The organism is Alteromonas macleodii ATCC 27126 (genome assembly GCF_000172635.2).
GTDB classification, from domain to species: Bacteria; Pseudomonadota; Gammaproteobacteria; order Enterobacterales; family Alteromonadaceae; genus Alteromonas; species Alteromonas macleodii.
The window spans coordinates 2399907-2415647 of record NC_018632.1 but is presented as its reverse complement, the minus strand read 5'-3'; the positions used below and the strand labels follow the sequence as shown (position 1 = coordinate 2415647).

16 protein-coding genes are annotated in these 15741 nt (G+C 43.8%); 6 read left to right on the top strand and 10 right to left on the bottom strand.

The window, feature by feature from the left end; genetic code table 11:
• Positions 1–267: 267 nt before the first annotated feature.
• The 3 genes from MASE_RS10270 to purM are packed head-to-tail and all read right to left on the bottom strand — an operon-like array spanning position 268 to position 2676.
• Complete coding sequence (locus tag MASE_RS10270; protein ID WP_231506486.1) at positions 268–1029, bottom strand: DUF3108 domain-containing protein; 762 nt, start codon at positions 1027–1029, stop codon at positions 268–270.
• Positions 989–1639, bottom strand: a complete 651-nt coding sequence (gene purN / locus MASE_RS10265; RefSeq protein WP_014949673.1) for a phosphoribosylglycinamide formyltransferase — start codon at positions 1637–1639, stop codon at positions 989–991. The genes MASE_RS10270 and purN overlap by 41 nt, the downstream gene beginning before the upstream one ends.
• Positions 1636–2676, bottom strand: a complete 1041-nt coding sequence (gene purM / locus MASE_RS10260) for a phosphoribosylformylglycinamidine cyclo-ligase (RefSeq protein WP_014949672.1) — start codon at positions 2674–2676, stop codon at positions 1636–1638. The genes purN and purM overlap by 4 nt, the downstream gene beginning before the upstream one ends.
• A 304-nt stretch (positions 2677–2980) precedes the next feature.
• Between purM and MASE_RS10255 the strand changes: the two genes are divergently transcribed.
• On the top strand, positions 2981–4432 hold the full coding sequence (locus MASE_RS10255; protein ID WP_014949671.1) for a DUF2066 domain-containing protein: 1452 nt from the start codon (positions 2981–2983) through the stop codon (positions 4430–4432).
• A 6-nt stretch (positions 4433–4438) separates the two neighbouring features.
• Positions 4439–5176: a DnaA regulatory inactivator Hda gene (gene hda / locus MASE_RS10250; protein WP_014949670.1), complete on the top strand. Its 738-nt coding sequence runs from the start codon at positions 4439–4441 to the stop codon at positions 5174–5176.
• Positions 5177–5307: 131 nt separating this feature from the next.
• On the opposite strand, the gene MASE_RS10245 is transcribed toward hda, so the two are convergent.
• The 4 genes from MASE_RS10245 to arsC form a co-directional block, all read right to left on the bottom strand.
• Entirely contained in the window at positions 5308–7275 is a 1968-nt protein-coding gene (locus MASE_RS10245; protein ID WP_014949669.1) for a hypothetical protein, read from the bottom strand.
• A 43-nt stretch (positions 7276–7318) separates the two neighbouring features.
• Positions 7319–7741: a DUF2069 domain-containing protein gene (locus MASE_RS10240; RefSeq protein ID WP_014949668.1), complete on the bottom strand. Its 423-nt coding sequence runs from the start codon at positions 7739–7741 to the stop codon at positions 7319–7321.
• Between the two features lie 76 nt (positions 7742–7817).
• Positions 7818–8408 (bottom strand): NAD(P)H:quinone oxidoreductase, encoded by a 591-nt coding sequence (wrbA, locus tag MASE_RS10235; RefSeq protein WP_014949667.1) that lies wholly within the window; start codon positions 8406–8408, stop codon positions 7818–7820.
• The gene (gene arsC, locus MASE_RS10230; protein WP_014949666.1) at positions 8408–8761 is read right to left on the bottom strand and encodes an arsenate reductase (glutaredoxin); all 354 of its coding nucleotides are present in this window, start codon (positions 8759–8761) and stop codon (positions 8408–8410) included. The genes wrbA and arsC overlap by 1 nt, the downstream gene beginning before the upstream one ends.
• Positions 8762–8979: 218 nt before the next feature.
• Here arsC and MASE_RS10225 point away from each other — a divergent pair, with 218 nt between their 5' ends.
• Positions 8980–9492, top strand: a complete 513-nt coding sequence (locus MASE_RS10225; RefSeq protein ID WP_014949665.1) for a TlpA family protein disulfide reductase — start codon at positions 8980–8982, stop codon at positions 9490–9492.
• Positions 9493–9509: 17 nt separating this feature from the next.
• On the opposite strand, the gene bepA is transcribed toward MASE_RS10225, so the two are convergent.
• Entirely contained in the window at positions 9510–10973 is a 1464-nt protein-coding gene (bepA, locus tag MASE_RS10220) for a beta-barrel assembly-enhancing protease (protein WP_014949664.1), read from the bottom strand.
• A 344-nt stretch (positions 10974–11317) separates the two neighbouring features.
• Here bepA and MASE_RS10215 point away from each other — a divergent pair, with 344 nt between their 5' ends.
• Complete coding sequence (locus MASE_RS10215; protein ID WP_014949663.1) at positions 11318–12391, top strand: AI-2E family transporter; 1074 nt, start codon at positions 11318–11320, stop codon at positions 12389–12391.
• Positions 12392–12552: 161 nt separating this feature from the next.
• Here the strand turns inward: MASE_RS10215 and bcp are convergent, their stop codons facing one another.
• Together bcp and MASE_RS10205 are read right to left on the bottom strand one after the other, a co-directional pair.
• Entirely contained in the window at positions 12553–13017 is a 465-nt protein-coding gene (bcp, locus tag MASE_RS10210; protein ID WP_014949662.1) for a thioredoxin-dependent thiol peroxidase, read from the bottom strand.
• Entirely contained in the window at positions 12995–13558 is a 564-nt protein-coding gene (locus MASE_RS10205) for a glycine cleavage system transcriptional repressor (RefSeq protein WP_014949661.1), read from the bottom strand. Before MASE_RS10205 ends, bcp begins: the two co-directional genes overlap by 23 nt.
• 178 nt (positions 13559–13736) lie before the next feature.
• Between MASE_RS10205 and dapA the strand changes: the two genes are divergently transcribed.
• Together dapA and bamC are read left to right on the top strand one after the other, a co-directional pair.
• A complete protein-coding gene (gene dapA, locus MASE_RS10200; protein ID WP_014949660.1) occupies positions 13737–14621 on the top strand; it encodes a 4-hydroxy-tetrahydrodipicolinate synthase in 885 nt (294 codons plus the stop codon).
• Between the two features lie 12 nt (positions 14622–14633).
• A complete protein-coding gene (bamC, locus tag MASE_RS10195) occupies positions 14634–15737 on the top strand; it encodes an outer membrane protein assembly factor BamC (protein ID WP_014949659.1) in 1104 nt (367 codons plus the stop codon).
• Positions 15738–15741: the final 4 nt, after the last annotated feature.

Genomic DNA, 15741 nt, shown 5'->3' with positions numbered 1-15741 from the left:
TAGGGCAAAGATCAAGATTTTTACATGAATATTCTATTAACAACGACATAAATAATAGGGTAGTGCGTTATCCGCTCTATAAGTATAGTCGTTGCTTATAAATACTGATTTAGAATGTGAATTGTGTTGCGAAACGAGAAGAGGTTACGTGAGGATAAGACAGCAACAGTGTAAATAAAAAAGCACGTCTGAATGCTAGTTCATAACGTGCTTTATTCAACAATTGTGAAAAAGTTGTTGAGACAAAAAACGGTTTATCTTTACGCTTTACTGCGTCTCAAACGATTTCAGTTTGATATCGCCCTGTTCATCGCCTTCTTTGAACTGTTGCAGACGAACTAACGTGTAGTTAAGTGATGGCGCAAACCAAGCAAACGTCTCACGCTTATTTGAGTCGCGAATAAGCTTAACTTTTACAGTTTCAATTTTACCGAAAGGTAAAGACAATACCTCTTCATCCACCACTTGAACGCCGTAGTGACGAAGTTCGCCACGATAATTTACGAAGTGGTATTCTAAAGATGTCTTACCTTCCGCTAACTGCTTTGCAAGGTCAATACGATAAATTTGGTTATCAAATTCACCGTTCCAATCAAATGTTTCGCCATTCTCGACTGCAATTTTGCCTTGTCCCTGATGACTAAACGTTACCTTAAGCTCTTTATCAGGTCCTGTGCCAGAACGATTATAGTAGTACTCAGAGGGTACGACGGTATTATCATTAACAGTAAAAATAGAATGTTCACTGCGTTTGTCAGACAAGAAAAACTTAGACACTTTTGACGTGTAAATTAGAGAATACTGTTGGTCACCTAATTTCGAGAGCTCAATATTCGCTTCGCCTACGTCGTCACCCCATTTGTAAGCGGTATAGGTTGCCTTGTAGGGCTGAAGCGGTAGCTCTGCACTATCCGTATTTTCTGTACTAGGGTTTGCTTGCGCGGCTACTGAAAGCGATGCTGCTAACAGTGCGCCTAAAGCAAAAGGCTTAGTCGCTTGCATAACCAGATTCTGGTAATTCTTGCTCATCTAAAACTGCCTTATTGTTTCGCATCGATAATCGGCCTGCACTAAACCAAGATAGTACAAGCGGATAGATACGACGTTCTTGTTCTTGAACACGCTCGGCCAGGTCGCTTGCTGTGTCGTCTTCAAACACAGGTACGCGGCTTTGAATGATAACAGGGCCGCCGTCGAGCTCCGGTGTAACAAAGTGCACGCTAACGCCGTGCTCCTTGTCTCCATTGTCGATAGCTCGCTGATGCGTATTCAAACCTTTGTACTTCGGCAACAAAGATGGATGAATGTTCACTAATTTTCCAGCAAAGCTGTCGACGAACTCCGGTGTTAAGATACGCATAAAGCCCGCAAGAACAACACAGTCTGCGCCAAAAGCCTCAATTTGTGCTTTGAGCGCCCCGTCATAAGACTCTCGTGAATCGAAGCCTGTATGATCTAAGCAAACCGCATTGATCCCGGCTTCTTTAGCGCGTTCCAGACCATAAGCAGTAGGGCGATTACTGATCACGCCGCTGACTTCCGCGTTTAGACGACCTGCTTTTATTTCATCGATAATGGCTTGTAAATTGCTGCCATTACCTGAAATAAGTACGCATAGTTTGGTTACACTGTTACTCACGCGTTGATCTCTACTTGCTCTTCGCCATCTTTTGCTGCGATATCACCAATAACCCAAGCATTTTCACCGTGTTGTTTAAGAATATTCAGTGCAGCATCGGTATCGCTTTCGTCAACAACGATTACAAGGCCAACACCACAGTTAAACGTGCGGTACATTTCGTGGCGAGTCACGTTACCGTTTTCTTGTAACCAAGAGAAGATTGCAGGCCATTCCCAGGTGCTTTCGTCAATAACCACTTTCGCATCTTCAGGTAGCACGCGAGGGATGTTCTCCCAAAAACCACCGCCCGTGATGTGAGAAATAGCGCTTACTTGCACTTCTTCAATCAATGCCAATACCGATTTAACATAGATGCGAGTAGGCTCGAGAAGTTGGTCGATGATAGGCTTGCCGTTTAGGTCGGCGTTTACATCTGCACCACTAACTTCAATAATCTTTCTAACTAATGAGTAACCGTTTGAGTGAGGGCCCGATGAACCAAGTGCAATTAGTTTTTGACCTGATTTAACGTTAGTGCCGTCAATAACCTTATCAGCTTCAACCACGCCTACGCAGAAGCCTGCAATATCGTAGTCACCATCGTGATACATTCCAGGCATCTCGGCTGTTTCACCACCAATTAATGCACAACCTGCTTGCTCACAGCCGGCGCCAATGCCGGTAACAACCGACGCGGCTACATCAACGTCAAGCTTGCCAGTTGCGTAGTAATCTAGAAAGAATAGGGGCTCAGCACCTTGAACAATAAGGTCGTTTACGCACATTGCCACTAAGTCGATACCAACACCGTCATGACGGTTAGCATCCATAGCAACTCTTAGTTTTGTACCCACGCCGTCAGTACCTGAAACAAGTAGCGGCTTTTTATATTTAGTAGGCAGTTCACAAAGTGCACCAAAACCACCCAGATTACCTTTTACTTCTGGTCTATGGGTTTTCTTGGTAACAGATTTAATGCGTTCAACAAGTTGATTACCTGCATCGATATCTACGCCTGCATCTTTGTAACTTAAAGAGGTTTTATTTTCGCTCACGGTTGGGCCCTGAAACTAAGAGGTAGAAAACCGCGGATTCTACCAGCAAGTCGTCACAAGTCCAATTTGTGAAGGCTATTTTATGCGCTTTTTGATCTTTTTTATTTTAGGGGTGAAATTAAACCCAATATAAAAGACAATAGAAGGCTATCTTTTGGTGAACATCTTGCTTGATAAAATGTCTCGCTCTAAAAAGTAGAGTGAATTGCGCGCAGGTTAGTCCAAGTTTACCGTATATAGGTAAACAAGATTAACTGACGATTCGATAGGTAAGGAATTGATTTTAAGAGAGTATGGAGTGTCAATGTTAACGGCAGTAAAGCGTAACACCAATGGAACTAATTTAACGAGAGTTAGCTTGAAAGGCATTCTGGGCATTTCATTTCTTGCTGCGCTGACTTACGCCCCCTTTACAAATGCGGCTCAACGCGTAGTGGTCAACGAAGCGCAGATTCAAGTTGAAGATCAAACTCAGCGCACCCAACAAAACGCGCTTAAAAAAGCATTAAGGCAGGTTTTTGTGAAAATGTCGGGCAGCACAAGTGTGCTCGATAATGCCGGTGTTAGAGCAGCCTTATCGTCGCCTCAATCGCTGCTTCGTTCCTATCGATTTGCTTTTGACAAAGGCAGAACGTATTACGTTGCGGAGTTCGATCAAGCAAAACTCAATGAACTTCTTCAGCGTGAAATGCTTCCGCTCTGGGGTGATAGACGCCCTGAAACGATAGTGTGGCTTGCGCAGGAAGACGAAAACGAAACTCGCATCATCTTAGACGAATCTCTCAATACAGAATTACAACATACGCTCAAACAAACAGCGAAAGAACGAGGCGTACCATTAAGCTTGCCTTTAATGGACCTTACCGACAATGTAAATATTTCTACTTATGATGTGTGGGGACGATTTGTTGAGCCTTTGCGCAAAGCATCTACACGCTATAGCGTCGACAACATTATTGGTGCCAGAGTTTATCGTAACGACGCGAGTGCAATTCCTGATTTGCCGGAAAATGTTGTGCCTTCTGGCACAGTAGAATCTCTTGATAGCGTGCTAGATGAAGAAGCACAGTTTAGAGCACAAACTGATGAACAAAGTTTCGATGAGCGAAATCCGCGTGTAGATAATACGGACGCACAGCGCACCTTTTCAGATAACGTTGAGTCCGGTGCGATGAATAACGGTGTTGATGCTCAGTTAAACAACGGTTATGACGAAACAAACCAAAACTTGAATAATACTGATGGTACCTCGGCGAAGGAGCTAGCGCAGGAAGAGAGCACAACGATGCCGTTCACCATGAACGAGTTTGCCAACTATGCGAAGCGTGCCGATGAAGGTGACTATGCACTAGACTGGGTGTTCGTTGGTGGCGGTAAGGTTAGCTATGGCAGCATATACGGTGATTCGCCCGAAGCTCTTGGCAATCAGTTAATCGATGCCTACTCAAATTATTTATCGTCGCTTTATGCAATCGTAGGAATCGAAGCGTCTGAGCGAGAAGTTATCAAGGTATCGATTGCCAATATTGGCTCGGTAAAAAGTTACGCCAGCGCTACTGACTATTTAAATAGTTTAAGTGTGATTGAAAACGCTACACTAGTAGAGCAATCTGGTTCTGTTGCCACGTACTCACTTACATTAATTGGAACGGTGGACGATTTACTTAACAGTATTAAACTAGAAAGCAAATTACGTCCCGTAACCGATTCGTACGGACAATCCGTGAAAGGACACAGTTTCTATTGGAGCAATTAATTTAGCATGCAGCTGCCTTTGCCTGTCACGCTACCTGTTGACGAAAACTTCGATAGTTTTGTCAATACGGGTAACGAAGAAGTAGTTTCAGTCCTTGAGCAGATTGCAGATGCGCTGCCACACTGGCGCGAGGCTCCTGAATTGGGGCCTTTAGCATCGCTTCAGCTGCCTTTGCTTACTTTACTAGGCAGTACCGCTATCGGCAAAAGCCACTTATTGTTTGCCACTTGTCATCAACTAGCCGAAAAATCGGTTAGTCACCTTTATTTAAATCTTAATAATTATGAAGCGTGGTCGCTCGATATTTTTGAAGGCCTTGAGAATCTTTCGTTAATCGCATTAGACAACATTCACGCGATAGCCGGCGATTTACGTTGGGAAGAAGCGTTATTCGATTTGTTAAACCGAGTGATTGAGACTAAACAAACCATGGTACTTTGTTCTAGTCACCTAGGCCCATCTAACCCGGCTTTTGTTTTACCTGACTTGCGTTCTCGCTTGGCGTGGGGGGTTATTTATCACGTAAACCAACTGGATGACAATGGTCGTGAAGAAGCCGTGCGCTTACGTGCAGCGGAACGTGGATTAAAGCTATCAAACCAAGCACTACAGTTTCTTTTGCACCATAGTGAACGAGACCTAAAAAGCCTCATGTCACTATTAGCCCGTTTAGACACACGCTCACTCCAAGAACAAAAACGCTTATCGGTGGGCATGGTTAAGCGCGAGCTTAACCTAAGATAGCCAAAGCGCGAGCTTAACCTAAATTAGTCAAAGCGCGAGCTTAACCTAAGTTAGCCAAAGCGCGAGCTTAACCTAAGATAGTCTAAGCGCGAGTTTAACCTTCGTTAGTCAAAGCGCTGCTGTGTTGCCGTTTATTGTTCTTTTCTTAAACTATGAGCGCTTGATGTGGTGCTAAATTCTTCTGCTACCGTCATTAGAGTTCCATCGGAAGTAACCGAATTGTTTCTGCCGTTCTGTAGCATTAACTTATCGCTCGCAGACTGTACGTTTGGATTTGTACTAGACGCAGAGTCCCGCCAGGTAATATCGTTCGGAAGCAGATAAGGGCTTGGAAGTGACGCTTGAATAGCAGGTACATCGAGTTCGGGTAAAATTCTACTTAATACGTAATCTACGCGCATAGTAACGTTATCATCATTAACACGGTTTCTCTGAGCCCAAGTGGGAATGAAACTGCCGTCTTCCAGTGTCTCTCTTGTAAATACGCCTACATCCGCTTCTGCCTCAAGCCGGTAAAGCATCATGAAGCGCTCGAATAACATGGCGAGATCTTCTCGTTCCGTAAAGTAAGAGTAGAAAGCAACCGCACCATCATCCTCAAACCAATTTGCCACTTGTAGCGCGGTATAATTTCGTTGCGCGCTTGAAGCGGTTGCGCCGCCGTATCGAACTTCGGCCAAAGCATGGAGTTGTGACGACGTAAGAGGCAATGAAGTTGTTAGCCCCGTAGAGATGGGAGAGCTGTCATCATAAGACGACAGTGGGCTCGCGCTATTGCTGAGTTGTTGCCATTCGGTGTAGTCGAAAAAGTCATTGGCGTGAGCTAGTTCGTGGTATAGCAAATAGCTTAATGCTGCTTCTACGTCGCTCACGTCACGTGGAAGTCTATCTGCTACGTTCGCTGTGCTGATATTAGGAAAATAATAGGCCCCGTTTTTCACGTAGCGCCATGACGTCGTAAAATCGAGCTCACTACCAAAACCACTTCTATAATCTGGGCGAGTATTTAGCGTGTCTCGCTCTTGCGGTGTGCGCCAAAAGTTGTTGGCATCTAAGTAAATGGCACCAGTGGCAACCCAATAAAATGACGGGCGGATATCGTAAGAAATCACAATCGCGTTAGTTGCGCGTAGTAACTTAAGCATGTCATCACGGGTTGCTGAAGTTTCTAAATACGTTCTAAATGCATCGCCCATCCACGGATGCGAGACGTATGTTCTATCTAAAATATCATCGATAGTGGGGCTTTCGGTGACTTGGCCAATCAGTGGTAGCTGAGAGAACGTACAGCTGTTTGAAACCTGATTGTTATAAACACAATCAATAAGTGCCGACGCGTAAGGGCTGTCGGCTCTATAGGGCTGCATATGCGCGCTTACCGTTTCGGGAATACTTGTCTCGTCATCTACAAAAAAGCCGCTATTGTTAATGTCGATGTTTTTCACTAGAACTTGCGCGCTATCGGTTAACACCTCGCCATTTGAGAGTGTAACGGTACTTTCTATTTCAATGATTGTGTCGTTGCTGACTCGAGGCGCTTGAAAATATATCGAATGAGAATAATCACCATCATCAAAGTTGAAGTTATTGACGATTGGTCCAAACGTTTGTTGCCACGTGATATTTGAGATTGTTAACCCTTGCGAGTTAACGGTGTCAACGCGAAGAGAAACTCTGCCGCCTTCGGATGCCTCATGACCCAATCGTAATGCGGCAATCGGCGCGGTACTTTCGTTCGTTTGTAACGTTATGGTGTCTGTAAGCGTTGTGCCATTTTCTAAGCTAACGTTTACGGCGATATCAAAGCTACCTGAAGAGGTAACATCAAAGCCGATAGCCTGCGTGTGAGCACTGAGAGGCTGCTGTGATACGCCTGAGACTTGCCAATCGATATCTACAATAGCGTGGCCAGTAGGCGAGGCGACAGCAAAGTCGACCGCATCGCCTACAACGGCATTTGTAGGGCCTGAAATGCTAATGGTTGGAGGAATGGAAGGAGTGCTTGGGGCTGAACTATCGCCTGAACCAGAACCTCCACATGCTGCAAGTAACGATAATGATGCGATTACTAATGTAAATTCAGGCAAATGGCGTGTCATATTAACCCCTTGGCAGCATGTGTTTTCGCTGTGTATTACATGATCATTGTTGACCTTGCTCAAAGCGTGCTTTTTCTTCTTGCATCTCTTCTTTAAGCTTTTTAAGGCCCAAACCCAATTCACGACCACGTTTTCTAGCATACGCACTACAGCCGACAAACATACCCGTGCATAGAATAATCTCTACCACTGCATACCAACGTTCATCAGGTACAGCGTATGCCACAGTGCATCCGTGAATGAGGTAAAACAAAACGACAAAATTGGCCCATGCGTGAGTATATGGTTTGCCTTTCAATATACCCCAGTAAGGTAACAATAAAGGTAAAATATAAAACAAGGCAATAAACAAAGGAGAGTAAGTATGCTCTTTAGTAAATGTAAATTGCCACAGTGTTATCCATACGATTAACCCGGTGTGGCTTATAAGTGCGAGATAGCGATAAAAACGCGTATCTGGTGCCATGGTATTGTCTCCGAAACAATTTGTTTTTTAATGTTCTTTATAAGGTCTATGTTTTATGCGCCAAATAACGTAACTGTTAGGCGTTGTCAGCTAGCTTTTTAGCGAACATTGCAAGTCGCTTACCCTGAGCAATGCATAGCGCTTTTTCATCTGCACTCAATTGCTCTGGTGCACTTAAACTGTGATGAGCGACGTGTGTTACACCGTAAGGGCTGCCACCCATTGTGGTGTTGTGTAGCGCAGGCTCACTGTAAGGTAGCCCGCAAATCACCATGCCGTGATGGATAAGCGGAACCATCATGGAAAGTAATGTGGATTCCTGGCCGCCGTGCATGGAAGAAGAAGATGTAAACACGCACGCAGGCTTATCAATCAACGCGCCTTTTAACCATTGACTGCTTGTAGAATCCAAAAAGTGCTTTACTGGCGCTGCCATATTGCCGAAACGCGTAGGACTACCTAACGCCAGGGCACTGCACTGTTCGAGTTCCTGAAGGGAAACCTCGGGTACAGCACTAGATTCCGCGTCATTAGCAGCATCGCTGATACTCTTGACTGTACGTACTATCACAGGAACATCGAATGACGATACACCTTGGGCGATGGCATCAGCTAACCGCTTTGTGCTGCCGTTGCGGCTGTAATAAAGTACGAGAACAGGTTGCACTATACAATTTCCAAAACAGATTCTGGCGGACGACCAATTCTGGCTTTCTCGCCATTAATAACAATTGGACGCTCTATCAACTTGGGCGTGTGCGCCATTGCTTCAAAAAGCGCATTGTCAGACAGTGCGCTGTCACCTAAGTTAGCATCTTTATATTCTGCTTCTTTAGTACGCATCATATCTCTAACCGATCCAAGGTTAAGTTTTTTAAATATCTCTTTCAGTTCTTTTGCGTCAAGAGGGTGCTTTAGGTATTCAACAATAACAGGCGCTACACCTTGCTCTTCAAGTAGTGCTAGGGTTTGTCTGCTTTTTGAACAGCGAGGATTGTGAATAATGGTAATGTCTGTCATAAATACTCTTGTTCGTGATTATATGAATTGGCGCGAACTATTGCGTTTTTGCCATAGAATATCAAGCAGTTTACCGATAACGGGTAATAAATTCGTACTATTCTTTGTTTACAGCATCGTTTCTGGAAAACGGTGCTTAAAAAGCGTGGTTGAATTTATGTTAGTGCGCGAAGTAAGAATCTGGCACTATGAAAAAATAATCAAAATTAGAAGGTTATATGTTGTTGTCACAGCCAAAAAGTAATGCAGGAAAAATAAAGCCTATACTCTTTCTAGTGCTGTTAGCGCTTGTTGCGTTTGCCGGTGCATATACGTATCAGCGTCTTCAACATGACTTTGAAACATTAGATGGAACTGCTTACCTTTGGCAAGATCTTGAGGGGAAGTGGGTTGTGGTAAATTACTTTGCGCCATGGTGTGCACCATGTCTACGAGAAATGCCTGAGCTCGTCACATTTAATCAGTCGCTACCTGACGATACCCTTCTTTTTGCTATTAACTACGACCTTAAAACGAAGCCTGAACTCAAAGCCATGGCTAAGAAGTTTGATATTGAATTGCCTGTTATTGTAAGTTCGCCAGACACTAAACTGCCCATGCAAAAACCCCCTTATTTGCCAGCGACCTTTATTCTTGGACCTGATGGGAAAATAAAAGATACGATAATGGGAGAAATTACGGCAGCGCATCTGCGTCAGCGCCTAGCTGAATTGAAAGGCGCTGACGAATAGCAGGGAAGTGCGATGGTCTAGAGTCGTTGTAAACGCTCTTCTTGGTCGCGAAATTGTTTTATTCTCGCTCTGATTCTTTGTTTTTCAAGGTGATCATCGCCTGCGAAATTATACGCATATTGAAGTTCGTCAACCGCGCGGTTATAAGCACCATACAATGCATATACTTCCGCTTTGCTCTGATGCATTTGCGAGAAACGTTTCGACTTTTGATACGCCTCACTCATCAACTGATGTGCCAGTTGATAATCTTTTTTAACCAGCAGGAAATCTTTAAGTAGAGACACCGCTTCTTCATATTTGTTTGCGCTTATGTAAGCATTGGCCTGGTTCAGCGCCAATACTTGATTTCTAGGGTTATGCGTAACGTGAGGTCTTAGCATTTCAACGGCTTTTAAAGGCTCACCTTGAGAAATATAGATATCTGTCATAGCGTCGAGATAAAAGAGGTTTCCTCTATCTTTTGCTATTAACTCATCCATAATGTCTTTGGCTTTTTCGATTTTTTCAGCGCGCATATAAGCAAGCGCTAAACCATATAATGACGCTTCTTTACTGCGCTGTACGTCTTGAGCCACGGCCGCTTCGAAATATTCTACAGCGTAATCAGCTTTAAACGAGTAGCGTGCCTTTATACGTGCTTTAGCCAACTCGAATTGCTTGTTAATGGGTAAGTAGCGTCTAGGATAGTCACCAGCGCGATTTCTCGCATCAGCAATACGGGTTTCGGTTAAAGGGTGAGTGAGCAGCCTTGCGGGTGGACGAGAAACCATGCGGTACTCTTCCGCCATGGTAGAAAAGAATGAAGCAGCCGCACTCGGATCGAAGCCCGCACGAGCAAGCATTGCGATACCAATTCTATCGGCTTCTTGTTCATTTGAACGGGTATAGTCGATTTGCAATTGTGCAGAGGCTGCGGTTCCTGCCTGCATGGCCGCAATACCCGCTTCTGGGTTGGCCATTGCGATTAGCACCCCGCCGATAAGTGACGCCAAGGCAAGGGGAGATGAGCGCTGCTGCGCCTGCATACGTCGTGCTATGTGGCGTTGAGTTACGTGAGAAATTTCGTGCGCTAGCACCGAAGCCAGTTCACTTTCATTTTCAGCACGACGCATTAAACCCGTGTGAACACCAATGTGACCGCCAAAAAACGCGAATGCGTTAATGGCATCATTATTTACCCAGAAAAATTCAAAAGGAAATTTGGCGTTGTCAGCATGGACAACCAATCGGTTGCCTACATCCTGTAAATATTCATCCAGCACCGGATCTGAGATTACAGGACTTTGACCGCGCATTTGCCGCATTACGGCATCGCCTACAATCATCTCTTTATCAAGCGATATGGCGTCTGACGCAACAACACCTATTTCAGGTAACGCATTTTTATTGCTGTAATTGGCATCTTGTGCAACAGCCGTGAGGCTCGATGTGAGCACGAAGGAAAGGGCAACCAAAGATGCTGAAAACTTTTTTCTCATGAACCTACAATCATTGTATACGGTTAATACTGCTTAATCCTTAGAGCGCTAAGTTGCTAAACAGTTTCAAATTTTATTTTTTTCTTATATGCATCATTTTCGAAGACACAAGGCAATATCGCCTATGCCATCTCGTTTATGACACGTCAGTTATACCAATGCGACACAAACGCATCCAGTTTATTCTTTTACTGTTGTAACAACCACTCTACACATTAATGCTTATACTGTAAAAACATCATACCAGTTTGATTTTGAAAGATTCTTAAGTGCTACTTATTGCTAAGTGCTAGCGCTATCAACTATGATGCGTGTCCTATTCTTAGTAATTTCTAGGCGTTTATATGATTAGCGTTTTTGGTCGTTGGTACCGACGCAAATTTTCTGATCCTGATGCAGCAATGTTGCTTATCTTGATCCTTTTGACCACGGCAGTGTTGCTATTGTGGGGCGGGCTAATTATGCCTGTGTTGGTTGCAGCAGTGATTGCGTATTTACTCGATTGGCCAGTCTGTCGCTTGGTAAATGTCGGCGTAAGTAGAACGCTCGCCTGCGTCGTTGTAATGCTCGGCTTTATCACTATAACCATATTGACCTTAATTGGCCTTGTTCCAATTATATCCAAGCAAAGCGTTAACTTGATTCAAGAAACGCCGCTAATATGGCAGAAAGCACAAGAATGGATATTAACGCTTCCGGACAAATATCCAGATTACGTTCAGGTATATCAAATCCATCAAATGATGGAAGGTTTAAATGACAAATTGGTTGAGGTGGGCGAAACCCTTATTTCTGCTTCGTTTAGTAATATCGCCAACTTAGCTGCGTTGCTCGTTTACGTTATCCTCGTACCGCTTATGGTGTTTTTCATGCTAAAAGATAAGCTTTTCTTTTTAGACAGCATATCTCGCTTGCTGCCTAAGGAGCGACGCTTAATTACGCAAGTTGGTCACGAAATGAACTCTCAAATTGCCAACTATATTCGCGGCAAAGTGATCGAGATTATAATTGTGGGCGCGGTGAGCTGCGTAACGTTTGTATTGATGGACTTACGTTATGCTATTTTGCTTGGCGTATTGGTGGGATTTTCAGTACTTATTCCGTACATCGGTGCAGCAGTGGTTACTATACCCGTGGCCGTTGTCGCTATGTTTCAGTGGGGTATTTCACCAGAATTTTGGTATTTAATGATAGCGTACGGCATTATTCAGGCGTTAGACGGTAACTTGTTGGTACCGCTGCTATTCTCGGAGGCGGTTAGCTTGCATCCGCTTTATATAATCGTTGCAGTATTAGTGTTTGGAGGTCTTTGGGGTTTCTGGGGCGTATTTTTCGCTATTCCTCTCGCTACCCTCGTGAAGGCGGTAATTACAGCGTGGTCTAGTAACCCCGTTATTGTACCGGAAGAGGCGAAGTAGTTATTCCCATTTGGCGAACCAGTCAGCGCCATCCAGTACGAGATTCAAAACGAGTACTGATTCAAATAGGCGTTATAGGTAAACACTGATACGAATTGAGTAAGTATAAAAAAAGCCCCGAAAACATAATGTTATCGGGGCTTTTTAAATTCTATACCGGTTTAGCTGTTTAGATAATCAAGTACTACAGTGTGGTGTTCTTTTGTTTTGAACTTGTTGAAAACGTGCTCAATAACACCGTTTTCATCCACGAGGAATGTTTGGCGATGAATGCCATCATACTCTTTACCCATAAACTTTTTAGGTCCCCACACACCAAAAGCGTCGGCAACGGCGTGGTCTTCATCAGAAAGCAACGTAAAGTTTAGGTTTTCTTTTTCGATGAATTTAGGCAGGCGTTTAACTGCATCTGGGCTAATTCCTAGCACAACCACATTTTTCGCCGTGAGTTCTTCGTTTACGTCGCGTAAGCCTTGGGCTTGTACAGTGCAGCCTGGCGTCATCGCTTTAGGGTAAAAATAAACCAGTACTTTTTTACCTGCGAAATCAGCTAAAGATACGGTTTCATCATTTTGGTTCTGCAATGAGAATTGTGGGGCTTTATCACCAGCTTGTAACGTTTTCATTGGGATCCTTTTTTTGTTTGTCTACAACTTTGCCTGTCACATTTAACGAAGTGAACAGAGACATTAGATCAGATTCTAGTGCGTCTACATTTTCATTAGAGGGAAGAGAAACAACAAATTTGCAACGCATGTTGTCTTTACCCGATGTCTTGTCTTTAAATGTGCGTTGTCTAAATGCGCTTATCATTGCATGACGCTCGGCAAAAAAACCGGTTACCGCTTTAATCAAGCCAGCTGCGTCTTCTCCGCTAAACTCGACATTAAAAAGATGGGCAAGGTTTTGCTTTTCGTGATGGCTAGTGCGCTTCATCATAGAAAGCAGGTCAAGGCGCTGAAATAGCGCAGGTAAAATACATTCAGCTTTGGTGATAGCGCTTTGCGTTCCTTCTATGATCATGGTCAGCGAGAACTCTTTGCCGTATATGGCTTGCCTGCTATCTAGAATATTGCACTGAGCTTCTGATACCGTCGTTGCAATTTCGCTTAAAATGCCACTTTTGTCTGTCCCCAAGATGGTGACGATAAGTTGGTGTTTCGACATCTACTTCACTTCAATGTTAATAATGTCGGGATGTTAGCACAGAGTTTTTTTATAAGTCAGCGCCTTTTTCTTGCCTTTGAATAAGATATTGTCAAATTCTTGTCATTTTACTTGCGCTATTACTTGTGTTTAAGCACCGACATATTTACCATGTGCGCTCACATTTTTCGGAGAGATTATGTTTACTGGTAGTTACGTAGCACTCGTCACGCCGATGTTCGAAAACGGCGATATTGATTACAAGTCTTTAGAGAAACTTGTGAAGTTTCATGTAGAGCAGGGCACCCACGGTATAGTGTCGGTTGGAACTACTGGTGAGTCAGCAACGCTACCTTTTGATGAACACATCAATGTGGTTAAAGAAACCGTTGCTATGGCATCGGGAGCAATTCCGGTTATTGCCGGCAGTGGCGCAAACTCTACGGCAGAGGCTATTTTTCTTACAGAGCAATTAGGCTCTACAGGTATAGACGGTTTCCTAAGCGTAGTACCTTATTACAATAAGCCTCAACAGGCGGGTATGGTCGCGCACTTTAATGCAATTGCAGACGCTAGTGACTTACCTGTTATTCTTTACAATGTACCAGGCCGCACCGTAGCCGACATGCTGCCTGAAACGGTGGCTAAATTAGCAACGCACAAAAATATCGTTGGTCTTAAAGACGCGACTGGCAATATTGCACGCCTTAAGGCTACTCAGCCTTTGGTTCCCGATGACTTTGTTTTACTTAGCGGCGATGACGGTTCAAGCTGCGAGTTTATGTGTGAAGGCGGTCATGGCGTTATCTCCGTAACGGCTAATATAGTGCCTAAAGCAATCGCACAAATGTGTGAAGCTGCGCTAGAAAATAATTTTGATAAATGTCGCGATATCGATGAAACCATTAAATTACTTCACAGCGAACTATTTATTGAACCAAATCCAGTAATGCCGAAGTGGGCATTGTATAAAATGGGCATGATGGAAAGCGCAGTTATGCGATTACCTATGGTTTTACCGGAACTATCAAGCCAAAAACGTATCGAAGAACTACTAAAAAAATACGCATTGATTTCTGGTTAATAAGGAACACAGATGAAAAGAACGCTGGCTATAGCAAGTTCAGTAGCGATGGTTGCACTTGCAGGTTGTTCAAGCCAAATAGATAGAAAGACCGCGTCTGGCAGCTACGAATACTTAAAAACTAAAGAACAAGAATCGCTAAAAGTACCTTCTGACTTAGATGCACCTGCTTTTTCTCGTGATTTTGTATTACCTGAGTTAGGTCAAGAGGCCGATTCAAATTTGGTGGGCAAGTCGTTGATGGTTCGCTCGCCAGCATTAGTTTTACCTTTAGTTACGGGTTCTCACATTGAGGAAGGTAAGAGTTCAGCAACCATTTGGTTTGACCAGGTTGACGATAGTCAGCCGCTAAGCCAAGCAATTTGGAACTCGCTTTTAAGTTTCTTAGATGAACAAGGTATTGGTGTAGATAGCTTTAGTCCAGAAGAGAAAGTGCTGGTTACTGACTGGATGGTGATAACTAGAGAAGTCGAAGGTCCTTGGTATAGCTTTATAGATGAAGAAAGCGAAATCGGTCGACGTTTTGAATTCAGCTTAGACGTTAAACCTCACGGCCGTAGTGCTGCGCTTACTGTTGAATTAAAGGACTATATGCAAACATTGGGCAACGACGTGGTTTCAGAAGTCTCTTCAATGGAAGAACGTCGCGAAGAAGTTGAGGTGTTGAACCAAGTTGTTGGTCACTATGAGTACCAAATTCAGCTAGCAGAGACACGAAGAATTGCTCGTATCCGTCAGGGTATCAATACCGAGATGGGCTTTAATGCCGATGGTGATGCGGCGTATATCGTAGAAGCTAAGTATGATGTAGCGTGGCCAAGAATGCTGTTAGTACTGCGTAAGCTTGGTTTTGACGTTAAAGATTTAGATAAATCAAACGGCCTATTATTTGTCACTTATAATGGTGATCAAGGTAGTTGGTGGGATGGTTTATTCTCAAGCGATAAAGAGTTACTAAAGAAAGGTGACTATCGTTTGAAAGTTGCAAGAGCGGGTGCAGATCGCACGTCAGTTACCTTCATGAATAATGAAAGTGTACCGTTTGAAGCAAATCAGGTTTCCGACCTTTACAGTGCATTTGCTGAGGTCATGTCAGAAGATAACCTTGATATATAACTGA

Bases quoted from the DNA above. Each gene is read 5' to 3' on its own strand.
- MASE_RS10240 (WP_014949668.1), bottom strand. From the start codon at position 7,741: ATGGCACCAGATACGCGTTTTTATCGCTATCTCGCACTTATAAGCCAC.
- MASE_RS10225 (WP_014949665.1), top strand. From the start codon at position 8,980: ATGTTGTTGTCACAGCCAAAAAGTAATGCAGGAAAAATAAAGCCTATA.
- hda (WP_014949670.1), top strand. From the start codon at position 4,439: ATGCAGCTGCCTTTGCCTGTCACGCTACCTGTTGACGAAAACTTCGAT.
- MASE_RS10215 (WP_014949663.1), top strand. From the start codon at position 11,318: ATGATTAGCGTTTTTGGTCGTTGGTACCGACGCAAATTTTCTGATCCT.
- MASE_RS10245 (WP_014949669.1), bottom strand. From the start codon at position 7,275: ATGACACGCCATTTGCCTGAATTTACATTAGTAATCGCATCATTATCG.
- dapA (WP_014949660.1), top strand. From the start codon at position 13,737: ATGTTTACTGGTAGTTACGTAGCACTCGTCACGCCGATGTTCGAAAAC.
- arsC (WP_014949666.1), bottom strand. From the start codon at position 8,761: ATGACAGACATTACCATTATTCACAATCCTCGCTGTTCAAAAAGCAGA.
- bamC (WP_014949659.1), top strand. From the start codon at position 14,634: ATGAAAAGAACGCTGGCTATAGCAAGTTCAGTAGCGATGGTTGCACTT.
- bepA (WP_014949664.1), bottom strand. From the start codon at position 10,973: ATGAGAAAAAAGTTTTCAGCATCTTTGGTTGCCCTTTCCTTCGTGCTC.
- bcp (WP_014949662.1), bottom strand. From the start codon at position 13,017: ATGAAAACGTTACAAGCTGGTGATAAAGCCCCACAATTCTCATTGCAG.
- MASE_RS10255 (WP_014949671.1), top strand. From the start codon at position 2,981: ATGTTAACGGCAGTAAAGCGTAACACCAATGGAACTAATTTAACGAGA.
- MASE_RS10270 (WP_231506486.1), bottom strand. From the start codon at position 1,029: ATGAGCAAGAATTACCAGAATCTGGTTATGCAAGCGACTAAGCCTTTT.
- MASE_RS10205 (WP_014949661.1), bottom strand. From the start codon at position 13,558: ATGTCGAAACACCAACTTATCGTCACCATCTTGGGGACAGACAAAAGT.